The organism is Pseudomonas sp. 203-8 (genome assembly GCF_020708595.1).
In the GTDB taxonomy this organism is placed as follows: domain Bacteria; phylum Pseudomonadota; class Gammaproteobacteria; order Pseudomonadales; family Pseudomonadaceae; genus Pseudomonas; species Pseudomonas aeruginosa.
The window spans coordinates 270,112-285,517 of the sequence record NZ_JAJFDF010000009.1 but is presented as its reverse complement, the minus strand read 5'-3'; the positions used below and the strand labels follow the sequence as shown (position 1 = coordinate 285,517).

Below are 15,406 nucleotides of genomic sequence, written 5' to 3'. Positions count from 1 at the left end.
GGTTGTCTTGCGGGTGGCTCACCGCTGCATGGCGAGAGAATGACCGTGGCGAAGAATGACGCCGAGGAGGGGGTGGAGACGAACAGTTCGCGGACCGTGCTTCTCGACTGGATCAAGTGCCGTTCGGCTCGTGGTTGCCGGTGGGCGACTCGCTGTCGAGTCTTTCGATCTGGCTGATACGTAAACGCTTCCCCGTCCCTCAGGACAACTTCGTTCCAGTCGCAATCTCGTCAAGCCGCCTTGTGGGCAGATCAACACGGTGGAGGCCGAGGGCGTATCGGCGCAGGCACCGGGAGCTCGTCGTTTCAGAGCCCCTGATTAGCGGGAGCGGGGCCATCATGCTCTGGAAAAAATCCGTCGTCAAACGTTTTGTAGTGTTTTTTCAAGACTACTACACGAAGGTCTAAGAGTGACCGGATGGTCTTGTCTGGTCGAGATGTTTCCGTTTGCATCGAAAATGCCCGCAAAAGCCCGCGCCCCGCGGCTTTGCCGGAGCGGGAGGCAATTCGCGCTGGAAAGAGCGCCGTCGGTCAGTCGAGGGTTTCGACTTTCAGGCGCAGGCTGGTGTCGTCGCGTCCCTGGGTCGAGTAGCGACGCACGAAGCCGTGCTGGTCGGCCTGGTTCTGTTCGCTGACGCCGCCCAGGGTGATCCACTCGCCGAGCTTGCCGCTGACCCGGGTGTCGGTGCTCTGGGTATCGATGACGCCGGGATGGCTCTGGCTGAGGCGGTCATTGCTGGAGCTGATGGTGACGTGCACCAGGTTGCCGGTCAGCGTCGCGGTGACGTAGAAGCCGCGGTTGACGTTGCGGTATTCGGTCTGGCTGTAGATCTGCCCGTAGGGACCGGTGGCGGTGCTGGTGATGGGGACGCTCTGGCCGACCTGGATCAGCGCCGGGTAGCCCTCGGTGGCCTGGACCTGCTGGCTGCCGCCGGAACGGCTGTCGGTGGAGCGACGGATGATGCGGACTCGATCCTTGCCGTTGACCTCGCCGCGGCCGCTCTGGATCTCGATGTTGCCGGCGCTGGCCGAACCATCCACCGAATAGCCGCGGCTATCCTGTTGCAGGTTCTCGCTGGTATCCACGGTGATCAGCAGGCGATGCGGGCGCGAGTCGATCTGCTGCAGGACCGATTGCAACTCGCGGATCTTCGCCGGCTCGGCATTGACGATCAACTGGTTGCCATAGGCGGTGACCTTGCCTTCGCTGCCGATGACCGACTGGGCCACCGCCATCACGTCGTCGGCGGTGCGGTAGTTGAGCGGGATCACTTCGGTGCGCGGGGCGGCCGAGGCGCCGAGAACGACTGTCGCCAACAGCGAGGAGAGCAGGGTGGTGCGCAACAGGGTCACAGGAGGAAGCTCCGCAGGTCCGGGTCGGAAAGACTGGTGTCCCAGGCCTGCTCGAAGCGGGCCTGGAGTTGACGCACCCGCCCGGCGGCACGGTAGCAGGCGTAGCCCGCCGGTTGCGCCGGTTTCGGGCGCAGCAGCAGGCCCTGGTCGTCGGCCAGGAGGAAGGCGTCGTCCTCTTTAGGGTAGTCCGGGTTGAGGCGGCGGATCAGGCAGTTGCTCGACAGGCGGCGCGAAAGGTTGATCAGGCGGTGGCCGTTGCGCACGGCCTGGGCGCTGTCGCCAACGAGGATACGCAGGCGATTGCGTGGATTGGCCAGGAGAAAACGGGTGCAGGCTTCCTGGATGCTGCTGTGGTGATAGAGCCAGCTTTCCAGGTCGGGACTGTGCAGGCAGAGCGAGCGGCGGGCCTGCTGCAGGAGGGCCAGGGCATGGGCGCGGGCTTCCTGCGGATGCTCGAAGCGCTCCAGCGGCTCATGTTCGCCGAGGCGGAATGGCGCTGGTTCCCAGCGTTCCGCGGGTGGTGCGGCGCTTGCCGGGTTGCGTACCGCAAAGCGCCCCGGAGAGCTGAATTCGATGGCCGGCAGGTCGGCCGGCGAGGTCTCCGGGGCGTCGCTCATCGGGCCTCAGTCGCTGTCGCGAACCATGTCGACATGGGGCAGGCCGGCGTCGAGGAACTCGCCGCTGTCGACCTTGAAGCCCAGTCGCTCGTAGAAGGGTATGGCATAGACCTGCGCGGTCAGCAGTTGGCGCTTCAGGCCGCGTCGCTCGGCTTCCTCGATGGCCGCGCGCATCAGCGCGTCGCCGACCTTCAGGCCGCGCCAGTCCTTGAGTACCGAGACCCTGCCGATGTGCCCGTCGCCCAGCAGGCGCGCGGTGCCGATCGCGTATTCGCCTTCATAGGCGAGAAAATGCACGGCTTCGTCGTCTTCGGCGTCCCACTCCAGTTCCGGCGGAACCGACTGTTCGGCAATGAAGACCGCTTCGCGGATGCGGCGCAGTTCGGCATTGTCCTTCTGCCAGTCGGCTACGCGTACGCGGATCTTATTCATCTGCAAACTCCAAACTGCCCTGTTTGACCAACTCCGCCAACAGCTTACGCGCATCGTCGTCGGCCAGCCATTGGCCGAGGTTTTCCAGATGCAACGCATCGGCCGAGCAGACCAGCTTCAGCAGTTCCTTGAGCTGGCCGGGCAGGAGTACGCTCTGGCCGCTGGCGAACAGCACCAGGCCGATGTCGATCTCGCTCCAGGCCAGGCGGGCGCTGGGGTTGCGCACCAGCAGCGCGCCATCCTCGAGGGCGCCGAATAGCTCCTCTTCGGGGATATCCTCGCCGGCAACCAGTTCAGGATAGCGCGGCTCGGTCATGAACTGGCCGAACCAGGTCAGCAGCAGGCGCTCGTCGCTCATGTGCTCCTGGATCAGGCCCTGCAGGCGCTCCAGAGCGTCGCGCTGGATCTGGTGCGGATCGTCGCCTACCGGTTGCAGGCCGGCATCGGTGTAGCGCTCCTCGTCGGAGAGGAACTGGCCGAGGAAGTCGGTGAAATGGGTCAGCACTTCGGCGGCGCTGGGCGCGCGGAAGCCGATCGAGTAGGTCATGCACTCGTCTTCGGCAATGCCGTAGTGGGCGAGGCGCGGGGGCAGGTAGAGCATGTCGCCGGGCTCCAGGACCCACTCGTCGCTCTGTTCGAAGTCGGCGAGGATGCGCAGGTCGGCGTGCTCGCGCAGCGGGCTGTCGCTGCTGCACATCTGTCCGACTTTCCAGCGCCGGCGTCCGTGGCCCTGAAGCAGGAATACGTCGTAGTTGTCGAAGTGCGGACCGACGCCGCCGCCGGGAGCGGCGTAGCTGATCATTACGTCGTCGATCCGCCAGCTGGGCAGGAAGCGGAATTGCTCCAGCAGTTGGGCGACTTCCGGGACGAACTGGTCGACCGCCTGGACCAGCAGGGTCCAGTCCTGTTCCGGCAGGTGCTGGTAGTCCTCCTCCTGGAACGGGCCACGGCGCATTTCCCACGGGGTTTTCCCGTGTTCGAGGACGATGCGCGATTCCACCGATTCCTCCAGCGACAGCCCGGCCAACTCGTCGGCGGACAGCGGGCTTTCGAAGTCCGGAATCGCCTGGCGGACCAGCAGCGGTTTGCGCTGCCAGTAGTCGCGGAGGAATTCGGCAGCGGTCAGTCCGCCCAGAAGTTGCAGGGGAGTATCAGCATTCATGGTTAAGTCCTTGAAACAAAAACGCCCGGCGCAGCCGGGCGTGCAAAAGGGTTGCGTGCTCAGATGCGCTTGGCCTGGGCGGCGGCATTGCCGACGTAGCCGGCCGGGGTCAGCTTCTTCAGCTCGACCTTGGCCTCGGCGGGAATCGCCAGCTCTTCGATGAAAGTCTGCAAGGCTTCGGCGCTGATGCCTTTGCCGCGGGTCAGTTCCTTCAGCTTCTCGTAGGGGTTTTCCACGCCATAGCGACGCATCACGGTCTGCACCGGCTCGGCGAGGACTTCCCAGCAGGCGTCCAGGTCCTCGGCGATGCGCTGGGCGTTCAGCTCCAGCTTGCCGATGCCCTTCAGGCTGGCCTCGTAGGCGATGACGCTGTGGGCGATGCCGACGCCGAGGTTGCGCAGCACGGTGGAGTCGGTCAGGTCGCGCTGCCAGCGCGAGATCGGCAGCTTGCTGGCCAGGTGCTGGAACAGCGCGTTGGCGATGCCGAGGTTGCCCTCGGAGTTCTCGAAGTCGATCGGGTTGACCTTGTGCGGCATGGTCGAGGAGCCGATCTCGCCGGCCACGGTCTTCTGCTTGAAATAGCCGAGGGAGATGTAGCCCCAGACGTCGCGGTCGAAGTCGATGAGGATGGTGTTGAAGCGGGCGATCGCATCGAACAGCTCGGCGATGTAGTCGTGCGGCTCGATCTGAGTGGTGTAGGGGTTGAAGGTCAGGCCGAGGTCGCCTTCGATGAACTGGCGCGCGTTGGCTTCCCAGTCGACTTCGGGATAGGCGGACAGGTGGGCGTTGTAGTTGCCCACGGCACCGTTGATCTTGCCCAGCAACTCGATGCCGGCGACCTGCTTGATCTGCCGCTCCAGGCGGTAGACGACGTTGGCCAGTTCCTTGCCCAGGGTGGTCGGCGAGGCAGGCTGGCCGTGGGTGCGGGAGAGCATCGGCACGTCGGCGAGTTTCACCGCCAGTTCGCGGATGGCCTCGGCGATCTGGCGCATCAGCGGCAGCAGCACGCTGTCGCGACCCTCGCGGAGCATCAGGGCGTGGGACAGGTTGTTGATGTCCTCGGAGGTGCAGGCGAAGTGGATGAACTCGCTGACCGCGGCCAGCTCCGGAAGCTTGGCGGCCTGTTCCTTGAGCAGGTACTCCACGGCTTTCACGTCGTGGTTGGTGGTGCGCTCGATTTCCTTGATGCGTTCGGCGTGTTCCAGATGGAAGTCGCTGGCCAGGCTGTCGAGCAGGGCGTTGGCTTCGGCGGAGAACGGCGCGACCTCGGGAATCCCGGCGTGGGCGGCGAGGCGCTGCAGCCAGCGGACTTCCACCATGACGCGGAAACGGATCAGGCCGTATTCGCTGAAGATCGGACGCAGGCTGCTGGTTTTGCCGGCATAGCGGCCATCGACGGGGGATACCGCGGTGAGCGAGGAAAGCTGCATGAGACGTTCTCGTGGCTGGAAGTCAACGAAAAAGGGGCGCATATCATACATGAAAGGTGCGCCCCGGTGGGGCATTCAGCGGGGCCTTTCGGCGGGGCGGTTGCCCAGCAGGGGGATCAGGCTGGCGGCGAAGATCAGGGCGGCGCCGAGCAGCGACGTGTGGCTGGGCAGTTCGTCCCAGCGCAGCCAGGCGATCACCCCGGCGAAAACGATGGCCATGTAGGCGATCGGTCCGATCACTCCCGGGGAGGCCAGGGCATAGGCCTGCGACATGGTCAGTTGGCCGAGGCTGGCGAACAGTCCGGCGCCGAGCAGCAGGAGCAGTTCCTGGCCGTTCAGCGGCTGCCAGGCCCAGGCCAGCGGCACGGCGGAGAACAGGGTGCCGAACAGGGCGAAGTAGAACACGATGCGATAGGCTGGCTCGCTGTCGCTCATTTCGCGGATCGAGACGAAGGCGCAGGCAGCCATCAGGCTGGAGGCGATGCCGACCAGGGCGATCGGCGCCACTACCGCGCCGCTGGGCCTGGCCACCAGCAGCACGCCGAGGAAGCCGACCAGGGTGGCGACCATCATGCGGCGGGTCAGCGGCTCCTTGATCCACAGGTGTGCGATCAGCGGCGTGAACACCGGCGCGGCATAGCTGAACAGCATGGCGTCGGTCAGCGGCAGGTGGGCGAGGGCGTAGAAGTAGCAGTACATGCCGCCCAGGCCGTAGGTGGTGCGCAGCAGGTGCGATAGCGGGCGGCGGGTGCGCAGCGGGCCGATGCCGCGAGTCAGCGCCAGGGGCAGGAAGAACAGCACGCCGACGAGGTTGCGGAAGAACACCACGGTTTCGTTGTTGACGGTGCTGGAGGCCTCGCGGATCAGGCCGCCCATCAGGGCGAAGAACAGCGCCGAAAGAGCCAGCATGGCGGCGCCCTGGGTCGGGCTGTTGCGCCGTTGCGGCTGGCTCCCGGCCATGGCCATGGCTAGCCGCGCAGCAGGGGATAGAGTTCGTTGAGCAGCCGGCGCCGGCTGAATACCATCTGCCAGCGGCTGCCGCCCAGTTGCCGCCAGAGCCGCGCCGAGCGGATGCCGGCGAGCAGCAGGGCGCGGATCCGCGCGGCGTTGCTGCTGACCTGCAGGTGGCGCATGTCGCCGTGTACCTGGATGCGCTGGCGGAAGGTGCTGAGGGTGTCCTGGTAGATGCTGGCGAAGGAGGCGATGACGTTCTCGTGGACCAGGCCGAAGTGCTGGACCTGCTGTTCGACCTGGTCGAGGCGCTGGCCGATCAGGTCGAGCATATCGCCGCGCTTGTCCAGTTGCCGTTCCAGGGTCAGCATCGCCAGGGCGTAGCGCAGCGGTTCGCGCTGCAGGCTGCCGGGCTTGCGCTCCAGGGCGCTGGCCAGGGCCTTGAAGCCGTCGCGCAGGTTGAGGCTGTCGCCACCGTAGACGTCCAGGGTGCTGGCCGGGTTGCGCGCCAGCAGGCTGCCGAGCATGCAGCCCAGCGGGGCTTCGCTGATCTGTCCGGTGCGTGCCAGCTTGTCGACCAGGGCTGCGGATTCGAAGACGGCGCCGAGGGCAATCAGTTGCTGTCGCGGATCGCTCACGGGCGTCCTCCGAAATCCCAGGCTTCCGCCGTTTCGATCACGCCGCCGCCGAGGCAGACGTCGCCGTCGTAGAACACCACCGATTGCCCCGGGGTCACTGCGCGCTGCGGTTCGTCGAACACCGCGCGGTAGCCTTCGGCGGTTTTCTCCAGGATGCAGTCCTGGTCGCTCTGCCGGTAGCGCACCTTGGCCCGCAGGCGGCGCGGCCGCTCCAGTTCGACCGGGTTGACCCAGTAGATTCGCGAGGCCAGCAGGGCGCGGGAGAACAGCAGCGGGTGGTCGTTGCCCTGGCCGACCAGCAGCACGTTGCGTTGCAGGTCCTTGCCGAGCACGTACCAGGGATCGTCGCCGGCTTCCTTGAGACCGCCGATGCCGAGGCCCTGGCGCTGGCCGATGGTGTGGTACATCAGGCCGCTGTGGCGACCGATGACCTTGCCTTCGGTGGTCTCGATGTCGCCCGGCTGGGCCGGCAGGTACTGCTTGAGGAAATCGGTGAAGCGTCGCTCGCCAATGAAGCAGATGCCCGTGGAGTCCTTCTTCTTCGCCGTGGCGAGGCCATGCTTCTCGGCGATGGCGCGGACTTCCGGCTTCTCCAGTTCGCCGACGGGGAACAGGCTGCGGGCGATCTGCTCGCCGCCCACCGCGTGCAGGAAGTAGCTCTGGTCCTTGTTCGGGTCCAGGCCCTTGAGCAGCTCGGTGCGCCCGTCGCGGTCGCGGCGCCGCACATAGTGGCCGGTGGCGATCAGGTCCGCGCCGAGCATCAGCGCGTAGTCGAGGAACGCCTTGAACTTGATTTCGCGGTTGCAGAGGATGTCCGGGTTCGGCGTACGGCCGGCCTTGTACTCGGCAAGGAAGTGCTCGAACACGTTATCCCAGTATTCCGCGGCGAAGTTCGCCGTGTGCAGCTTGATGCCGATCCGGTCGCAGACGGCCTGGGCGTCGGCCAGGTCCTCGCGGGCGGTACAGTATTCGGTGCCGTCGTCCTCGTCCCAGTTCTTCATGAACAGGCCTTCGACCTGATAGCCCTGCTGCAACAGGAGCAGGGCGGAGACGGACGAGTCGACGCCGCCGGACATGCCGACGATCACGCGCTCGCGGCGTGGGGTGGGGGCGGATTCAGACATAGCGATCAGGCGTCACGGGCGAATTCGTAAAACGCGGATTCTATCAGGCCTGGGGTAGGGAGGGCGACACGTGGGTGTCGCGGATCAGCGCCAGGGGATAGCGGCCGCCGGCCAGGTAGTCGTCGATGCAGCGCAGCACCAGGTGGCTGCGCCAGCGCTGCGGCTGGGCGGCCAGTTCGTCGCGGGTCAGCCAGCGCGGGCCGATGATGCCGTCGTCGAGGGCGCGCTCGGGGTGGTGGCGCACGGGGCGGGCGGCGAAGCATACGCGCTGATAGGTGACACCGTTGGACGGCGCGGTGTACAGGTAGATGCCGGTGACGGCGCTCAGCTCGACCTCCCAGCCGGTTTCCTCGAGGGTTTCGCGCAGGGCGGCCTCGAGCAGGCTTTCGGCGGGCTCCAGGTGCCCGGCGGGCTGGTTCAGCACCTCGCGGCCGTCGGCCTGTTCCTCGACCAGCAGGAAGCGGCCCTGGTCCTCGACGATGGTCGCTACGGTGACATGGGGATGCCAGCTCATGGATGTCTCCTCGGTACGGAAAAGGCCTCGATAAAAAGAAACCCCGAGCGTAGGCCCGGGGTTTCTGCTTCGTCAGCGTGACGCCATCAGGCCAGGCTGTCGATCGCCGCGTTGAAGGTGGCGCTGGGGCGCATCACCTTGCTGGTCAGCTCCGGGTTGGAGCGATAGTAGCCGCCGATCTCGGCCGGCTTGCCCTGGACCGCATTGAGTTCGGCGACGATGGTCGCTTCCTGCTCGGTCAGGGCCTTGGCCAGCGGTGCGAAGTGCGCTTTCAGCTCAGCGTCTTCGTCCTGGGCGGCCAGGGCCTGGGCCCAGTACATCGCCAGGTAGAAGTGGCTGCCGCGGTTGTCGATGTCTCCGACCTTGCGCGACGGCGACTTGTTGTTGTCCAGCAGCTTGCCGGTGGCTTCGTCCAGCGCCTTGCCGAGCAGCTTGGCCTTGGCGTTGCCGGTCTTGATCCCGGTTTCCTCCAGGGACACGGCCAGGGCCAGGAACTCGCCCAGGGAGTCCCAGCGCAGGTAGTTCTCTTCCACCAGTTGCTGGACGTGCTTGGGTGCCGAGCCGCCGGCGCCGGTTTCGTACATGCCGCCGCCCGCCATCAGCGGAACGATGGAGAGCATCTTGGCCGAGGTGCCCAGTTCCATGATCGGGAACAGGTCGGTCAGGTAGTCGCGCAGGACGTTGCCGGTCACCGAGATGGTGTCCTTGCCGCGGATCAGGCGTTCCATGCTGACGCGAATGGCCTCGTTGTAGCCCATGATGCTGATGTCGAGACCGGTCAGGTCGTGGTCCTTGAGGTACAGTTCGACCTTCTTGCGCAGTTCGCGGTCGTGGGCGCGCTCCGGGTCCAGCCAGAAGATCGCCGGGGTATCGGACTGGCGTGCGCGGGTGACGGCCAGCTTGACCCAGTCGCGGATCGGTGCGTCCTTGGTCTGGCAGGCGCGCCAGATGTCGCCGGTCTCCACCTCGTGCTGCATCAGCACGCTGCCGTCGGCCAGGACCACGCGCATGGTGCCGTCGGCGGTCATTTCGAAGGTCTTGTCGTGGGAGCCGTATTCCTCGGCCTTCTGCGCCATCAGGCCGACGTTCGGCACGCTGCCCATGGTGGTCGGGTCGAAGGCGCCGTTGGTCTTGCAGAAGTTGATCATCTCCTGGTAGATGCGGGCGTAGGTGCTTTCCGGCATTACCGCCTTGGTGTCTTTCTGCTTGCCGTCCTTGCCCCACATCTGGCCGGAGTTGCGGATCATCGCCGGCATCGAGGCGTCGACGATGACGTCGCTCGGAATGTGCAGGTTGGTGATGCCTTTCACGGAGTCGACCATCGCCATTTCCGGGCGGTGGCTGTACACCTCGTGGATGTCGTGGAGGATCTCTTCCTGCTGGGAGGCGGGCAGCGACTTGATCTTGTCGTAGACGCTGGAGATACCGTTGTTCGGGTTCACGCCGAGCTCTTCGAAGAGTTGGCCCCACTTGTCGAAGACGTCCTTGTAGTAGACGCTCACCGCATGTCCGAAGACGATCGGGTGGGAAATCTTCATCATGGTCGCCTTGACGTGCAGGGACCACATGACGCCGGTTTCCTTGCAGTCCTGCAGGGTCTTCTCGAAGAAGTCGCGCAGCTTGCCGCAGCTCATGAACATGCTGTCGAGCACTTCGCCTTCCTGCAGGCTCAGTTGCTTCTTGACCTCGACCTTGCCGTCCTTGCCGACGAATTCGATGCGCACGTCACCGGCCTTGGCCATGGTGATGGACTGTTCGCTGGAGAAGAAGTCGCCGCCGCGCATGTAGTCGGCGTGGGAGCGCGAGGCCATGCTCCACTTGCCCATGGAGTGCGGGTGCTTGCGGGCGTAGGCCTTCACTGCGGCAGGCGCGCGACGGTCGGAATTGCCTTCGCGCAGGACCGGGTTCACGGCGCTGCCGAGGATCTTCGCGTAGCGTGCGCGAACCTCTTTCTCTTCGTCGGTCTGCGGGTCTTCCGGGAAGTCGGGAAGCTTGTAGCCCAGGCCCTGCAGCTCGGCGATCGCGCCTTTCAGCTGGGGCACCGAGGCGCTGATGTTGGGCAGCTTGATGATATTGGCGTCGGGCGAGGTGGCCAGGACCGCCAGGCGGGCGAGGTCGTCTTCGATACGCTGGTCGGCTTCGAGGCGGTCGGCGAAGTTGGCCAGGATGCGTCCTGCAAGAGAGATGTCGCTGGTCTCGACGTCGATGCCGGCGGAAGCGGCAAAGGCCTTGACGATGGGGAGGAGCGAGTAGGTGGCGAGCGCGGGTGCTTCGTCGGTGAAGGTGTAGGTGATCTTCGAGCGGATGGACATCTACGGTAACTCTCTTTTTTGCTGGGCGCGCACAGAGTCTCGATACGCGTTGGTGGACGCGATGCCTTCGCTCAACATCGGGTTGAATCGAAATCGAGATATGCCGCGGGATATAGGGGCGCCAGTAGAGCGTTGTACGGCGGGTTCATGGTGGCGAACCCGACGCTGCGAGGGGAGAGGGTCTGGTCCCAGACTGCTCGGACCTCGATGACTGCGAAGTCATGGCGCGCAGTATACCACCCTCTCGCCGGGCTGATGCGCTCGCCTGTTTAGACTAAGGAAGATGTGGTTTCCGGGCGGACAACTGGGCTACCCTAGAAGGCTGCAACAGGGTTTTAACCACAACACGGAGTTCAGCATGGGATACCAAAAGATCCAGGTGCCGGCGACCGGTGACAAAATCACTGTGAATGCCGACATGTCCTTGAGCGTACCGAAGAACCCGATCATCCCGTTCATCGAGGGTGATGGCATCGGCGTCGATATCAGCCCGGTCATGATCAAGGTTGTCGACGCTGCAGTGGAAAAAGCATACAAGGGCGAGCGCAAGATCGCCTGGATGGAAGTCTACGCCGGCGAGAAGGCCACCCAGGTCTATGACCAGGACACCTGGCTGCCCCAGGAAACCCTGGACGCCGTACGCGACTACGTGGTTTCCATCAAGGGCCCGCTGACCACCCCGGTCGGTGGCGGCATCCGCTCCCTGAACGTGGCCCTGCGCCAGCAACTCGATCTCTACGTCTGCCAGCGCCCGGTACGCTGGTTCGAAGGCGTGCCCAGCCCGGTGAAGAAGCCCGGCGACGTGGACATGGTGATCTTCCGCGAGAACTCCGAGGACATCTATGCCGGCGTCGAGTGGAAGGCCGGTTCGCCGGAAGCGGAGAAGGTCATCAAGTTCCTCACCGAGGAAATGGGCGTCAAGAAGATCCGCTTCACCGAGAACTGCGGCATCGGCATCAAGCCGGTTTCCCAGGAAGGCACCAAGCGCCTGGTGCGCAAGGCCCTGCAATACGCCGTCGACAACGACCGCAGTTCGGTGACCCTGGTGCACAAGGGCAACATCATGAAGTTCACCGAGGGTGCCTTCAAGGATTGGGGCTACGAAGTCGCGCGCGATGAATTCGGCGCCGAGCTGCTGGACGGCGGTCCGTGGATGCAGTTCAAGAATCCGAAGACCGGCAAGAACGTCGTGGTCAAGGACGTGATCGCCGACGCCATGTTGCAGCAGATCCTGCTGCGCCCCGCCGAGTACGACGTGATCGCCACCCTGAACCTGAACGGCGACTATCTCTCCGACGCCCTGGCGGCCGAGGTCGGCGGCATCGGCATCGCGCCCGGCGCCAACCTGTCCGATTCGGTGGCCATGTTCGAGGCGACCCACGGCACCGCGCCGAAGTACGCCGGCCAGGACAAGGTCAACCCGGGTTCGCTGATCCTCTCCGCGGAGATGATGCTGCGCCACATGGGTTGGACCGAGGCGGCCGACCTGATCATCAAGGGCACCAACGGGGCGATCGCCGCCAAGACCGTGACCTATGACTTCGAACGCCTGATGGACGGCGCGACCCTGCTGTCCTGCTCGGAGTTCGGCGACGCGATGATTGCCAAGATGTAGGAAGGGCTAGCGCCCGAACGAGAAAAAGGCCGGTTCGCACCGGCCTTTTTCATTTCCGCATCCGCGCTGGGGTCAGGCTTCGATGGGCGTCGCCTGCGGCTCTTCCTGCGGGGCGGGGGCGGAGGGTGCGGCGGTTGTCGCGGTGGCGGGGCTGATGTTGATGGCATGCAGTCCCTTCGGTCCCTGGATGATCTCGAAATTGACCGGCTGGCCCGCCTTGAGTGTCTTGTAACCGTCCATCTGAATGGCCGAGTAATGGGCGAACAGGTCCTCATCTCGGCCCTCGGCCAGGATGAACCCGTAGCCCTTGGCGTTGTTGAACCACTTGACCTTACCGCTGAGCATGCTCATATCCCTCTGCAAAGGACTCCAACGCTGGAGTATCATCCACTACGATCCCGCGTCCGACCTGGGTCGAGACGGGTGCGGAACCCCTGATACCCTGTAGGGGTATTCCATTGTTTGTAACACCCTTTTGCAGTTAGTCAAGGCGCTGAACCATACGCCTGAGAAACGGATCAACATCATGTCGGTCCATAACTTTCCAGAAAGGCAAAGCTTTTTTTCCTCATGCATGCACCTAGCCAGATTCGACTAACATTCAATCAGGACCATCCCGAGCCTCATGAGCACGAGGACGAAGGGGCGGGGCTCGCGGTACAGGAGTCGAAGCCTGTATTACAGCCGCCACCGTTGTATAAGGTGGTACTGTTCAACGACGATTACACGCCGATGGACTTTGTTGTTGAAGTGCTGGAAGTGTTCTTCAACATGGACCGGGAAAAAGCCACCAAGATCATGTTGACGGTACATACTCAGGGTAAGGCGGTCTGCGGCTTGTTTACCCGGGACGTGGCCGAAACCAAGGCGATGCAGGTCAATCAGTATGCACGGGAGAGCCAGCATCCATTGCTCTGCGAGATAGAGAAAGACAGTTGATCGGATGTTTGGGAGCGAGGTGAAGCCATGTTGAATCGAGAGCTCGAAGTCACCCTCAATCTCGCCTTCAAGGAGGCGAGGGCCAAACGCCATGAATTCATGACGGTTGAGCACCTGCTGCTGGCCTTGCTGGACAATGAGGCGGCGGCAACGGTATTGCGTGCGTGCGGTGCCAACCTGGACAAGCTGCGGCGCGACCTGCAGGAATTCATCGATTCCACCACGCCGCTGATCCCGCAGCACGACGACGAGCGCGAAACCCAGCCGACGCTGGGCTTCCAGCGCGTCCTGCAGCGTGCGGTGTTCCACGTGCAGAGTTCCGGCAAGCGCGAAGTGACCGGGGCCAATGTCCTGGTGGCGATCTTCAGCGAACAGGAAAGCCAGGCGGTGTTCCTGCTCAAGCAGCAGAGCATCGCGCGTATCGATGTGGTGAACTACATCGCCCATGGTATCTCCAAGGTGCCCGGGCATGCCGAACATCCGCAGGATGGGGAGCAGGATATGCAGGATGAGGAAGGTGGCGAGTCGGCCACGTCCAACCATCCGCTGGACGCCTATGCCAGCAACCTCAACGAACTGGCTCGCCAGGGGCGGATCGACCCGCTGGTGGGGCGTGAGCATGAAGTCGAGCGGGTGGCGCAGATCCTTGCCCGCCGGCGCAAGAACAACCCGCTGCTGGTAGGCGAGGCGGGGGTCGGCAAGACGGCCATCGCCGAGGGCCTGGCCAAACGCATCGTCGATGGCCAGGTGCCGGACCTGCTGGCCGACAGCGTGGTCTACTCCCTCGACCTGGGTGCCTTGCTCGCGGGTACAAAGTACCGCGGCGACTTCGAGAAGCGCTTCAAGGCCTTGCTCAACGAGTTGCGCAAGCGCCCGCACGCGGTGCTGTTCATCGACGAGATCCATACCATCATCGGCGCCGGTGCGGCATCCGGCGGGGTAATGGACGCCTCCAACCTGCTCAAGCCGGTTCTGTCCTCGGGCGAGATCCGCTGCATCGGCTCGACCACCTTCCAGGAGTTCCGCGGCATCTTCGAGAAGGACCGGGCCTTGGCGCGGCGCTTCCAGAAGGTCGACGTGACCGAGCCGTCGGTGGAAGACACCTATGGCATCCTCAAGGGCCTCAAGGGGCGCTTCGAGCAGCATCACCACATCGAGTACAGCGACGAGGCGCTGCGCGCCGCGGCCGAGCTGGCGGCGCGCTACATCAACGACCGGCACATGCCGGACAAGGCCATCGACGTCATCGACGAGGCGGGCGCCTACCAGCGCCTGCAGCCGGAAGAGAAGCGCGTGAAGCGCATCGAGGTGGCGCAGGTCGAGGATATCGTGGCGAAGATTGCGCGGATCCCGCCGAAACACGTCACCACCTCCGACAAGGAGTTGCTGCGCAACCTCGAACGCGACCTCAAGCTGACCGTGTTCGGCCAGGACGACGCCATCGAGTCGCTGTCCACGGCGATCAAGCTGTCCCGGGCCGGGCTCAAGGCGCCGGACAAGCCGGTCGGCTCGTTCCTCTTCGCCGGTCCCACCGGCGTGGGCAAGACCGAGGTGGCGCGGCAGTTGGCGAAGGCCTTGGGTGTGGAGCTGGTGCGCTTCGACATGTCCGAGTACATGGAGCGGCATACCGTGTCGCGGCTGATCGGTGCGCCTCCGGGCTACGTCGGCTTCGACCAGGGCGGCCTGCTCACCGAGGCAATCACCAAGACCCCGCACTGCGTGTTGCTGCTCGACGAGATCGAGAAGGCTCACCCGGAGGTCTTCAACCTGCTGCTGCAGGTGATGGACCACGGCACCCTGACCGACAACAACGGGCGCAAGGCGGACTTCCGCAACATCATCCTGATCATGACCACCAACGCCGGCGCGGAAGTGGCGGCGCGCGCGTCGATCGGCTTCAACCAGCAGGATCACACCACCGATGCGATGGAAGTGATCAAGAAGAGCTTCACCCCGGAGTTCCGCAACCGCCTGGATACCATCATCCAGTTCGGCCGCCTGAGCACCGAGACGATCAAGAGCGTGGTCGACAAGTTCCTCACCGAGCTGCAGGCGCAGCTGGAGGACAAGCGCGTCCAGCTCGAGGTCAGCGATGCGGCGCGCGGCTGGCTGGCGGAGAAGGGCTACGACGTGCAGATGGGTGCGCGACCGATGGCGCGGCTTATCCAGGACAAGATCAAGCGGCCGTTGGCCGAGGAGATCCTGTTCGGCGAGCTGGCCGAGCATGGCGGCCTGGTGCATGTCGACCTGAAGGGCGACGAGCTGGCCTTCGAGTTCGAGATCACGGCGGCGGAGCCCGCCTGATCCGAGCGCGGCAACG

14 protein-coding genes are annotated in these 15,406 nt (G+C 64.4%); 3 read left to right on the top strand and 11 right to left on the bottom strand.

Going from position 1 to position 15,406, the window contains the following annotated elements; translation table 11 throughout:
* Positions 1 to 530: 530 nt before the first annotated feature.
* The 10 genes from LJF27_RS22210 to LJF27_RS22165 form a co-directional block, all read right to left on the bottom strand.
* A complete protein-coding gene (locus LJF27_RS22210) occupies positions 531 to 1,352 on the bottom strand; it encodes a secretin N-terminal domain-containing protein (protein ID WP_003108752.1) in 822 nt (273 codons plus the stop codon).
* Entirely contained in the window at positions 1,349 to 1,969 is a 621-nt protein-coding gene (locus LJF27_RS22205) for a hypothetical protein (RefSeq protein ID WP_003131112.1), read from the bottom strand. Before LJF27_RS22205 ends, LJF27_RS22210 begins: the two co-directional genes overlap by 4 nt.
* 6 nt (positions 1,970 to 1,975) lie before the next feature.
* Complete coding sequence (locus tag LJF27_RS22200; RefSeq protein ID WP_003090444.1) at positions 1,976 to 2,401, bottom strand: GNAT family N-acetyltransferase; 426 nt, start codon at positions 2,399 to 2,401, stop codon at positions 1,976 to 1,978.
* The gene (locus LJF27_RS22195) at positions 2,394 to 3,563 is read right to left on the bottom strand and encodes a cupin domain-containing protein (RefSeq protein ID WP_003090443.1); all 1,170 of its coding nucleotides are present in this window, start codon (positions 3,561 to 3,563) and stop codon (positions 2,394 to 2,396) included. Before LJF27_RS22195 ends, LJF27_RS22200 begins: the two co-directional genes overlap by 8 nt.
* Before the next feature lie 59 nt (positions 3,564 to 3,622).
* Positions 3,623 to 4,993: an adenylosuccinate lyase gene (purB, locus tag LJF27_RS22190; RefSeq protein WP_023103060.1), complete on the bottom strand. Its 1,371-nt coding sequence runs from the start codon at positions 4,991 to 4,993 to the stop codon at positions 3,623 to 3,625.
* 75 nt (positions 4,994 to 5,068) lie between these two features.
* Complete coding sequence (locus tag LJF27_RS22185) at positions 5,069 to 5,959, bottom strand: DMT family transporter (RefSeq protein ID WP_003097658.1); 891 nt, start codon at positions 5,957 to 5,959, stop codon at positions 5,069 to 5,071.
* 2 nt (positions 5,960 to 5,961) lie between these two features.
* Positions 5,962 to 6,582 (bottom strand): high frequency lysogenization protein HflD, encoded by a 621-nt coding sequence (gene hflD, locus LJF27_RS22180; protein ID WP_003090440.1) that lies wholly within the window; start codon positions 6,580 to 6,582, stop codon positions 5,962 to 5,964.
* Positions 6,579 to 7,706 (bottom strand): tRNA 2-thiouridine(34) synthase MnmA, encoded by a 1,128-nt coding sequence (mnmA, locus tag LJF27_RS22175; RefSeq protein ID WP_023103061.1) that lies wholly within the window; start codon positions 7,704 to 7,706, stop codon positions 6,579 to 6,581. Before mnmA ends, hflD begins: the two co-directional genes overlap by 4 nt.
* A 43-nt stretch (positions 7,707 to 7,749) precedes the next feature.
* Positions 7,750 to 8,220, bottom strand: a complete 471-nt coding sequence (locus LJF27_RS22170; protein ID WP_003097654.1) for an NUDIX hydrolase — start codon at positions 8,218 to 8,220, stop codon at positions 7,750 to 7,752.
* A gap of 86 nt (positions 8,221 to 8,306) precedes the next feature.
* Positions 8,307 to 10,532, bottom strand: a complete 2,226-nt coding sequence (locus tag LJF27_RS22165; protein WP_023086114.1) for an NADP-dependent isocitrate dehydrogenase — start codon at positions 10,530 to 10,532, stop codon at positions 8,307 to 8,309.
* Between the two features lie 358 nt (positions 10,533 to 10,890).
* Between LJF27_RS22165 and icd the strand changes: the two genes are divergently transcribed.
* Complete coding sequence (gene icd, locus LJF27_RS22160; protein ID WP_003090436.1) at positions 10,891 to 12,147, top strand: NADP-dependent isocitrate dehydrogenase; 1,257 nt, start codon at positions 10,891 to 10,893, stop codon at positions 12,145 to 12,147.
* Between the two features lie 72 nt (positions 12,148 to 12,219).
* On the opposite strand, the gene cspD is transcribed toward icd, so the two are convergent.
* Positions 12,220 to 12,492 carry a cold shock domain-containing protein CspD gene (gene cspD / locus LJF27_RS22155; protein WP_003090435.1) on the bottom strand — a complete coding sequence of 91 codons (273 nt, stop codon included), beginning with the start codon at positions 12,490 to 12,492 and terminating at the stop codon, positions 12,220 to 12,222.
* Positions 12,493 to 12,717: 225 nt separating this feature from the next.
* On the opposite strand from cspD, the gene clpS reads away from it, so the two are divergent.
* Together clpS and clpA are read left to right on the top strand one after the other, a co-directional pair.
* The gene (gene clpS / locus LJF27_RS22150; RefSeq protein WP_003097649.1) at positions 12,718 to 13,086 is read left to right on the top strand and encodes an ATP-dependent Clp protease adapter ClpS; all 369 of its coding nucleotides are present in this window, start codon (positions 12,718 to 12,720) and stop codon (positions 13,084 to 13,086) included.
* A 27-nt stretch (positions 13,087 to 13,113) separates the two neighbouring features.
* Positions 13,114 to 15,390 carry an ATP-dependent Clp protease ATP-binding subunit ClpA gene (gene clpA, locus LJF27_RS22145; protein WP_003090432.1) on the top strand — a complete coding sequence of 759 codons (2,277 nt, stop codon included), beginning with the start codon at positions 13,114 to 13,116 and terminating at the stop codon, positions 15,388 to 15,390.
* The last annotated feature ends 16 nt before the right edge of the window (positions 15,391 to 15,406 follow it).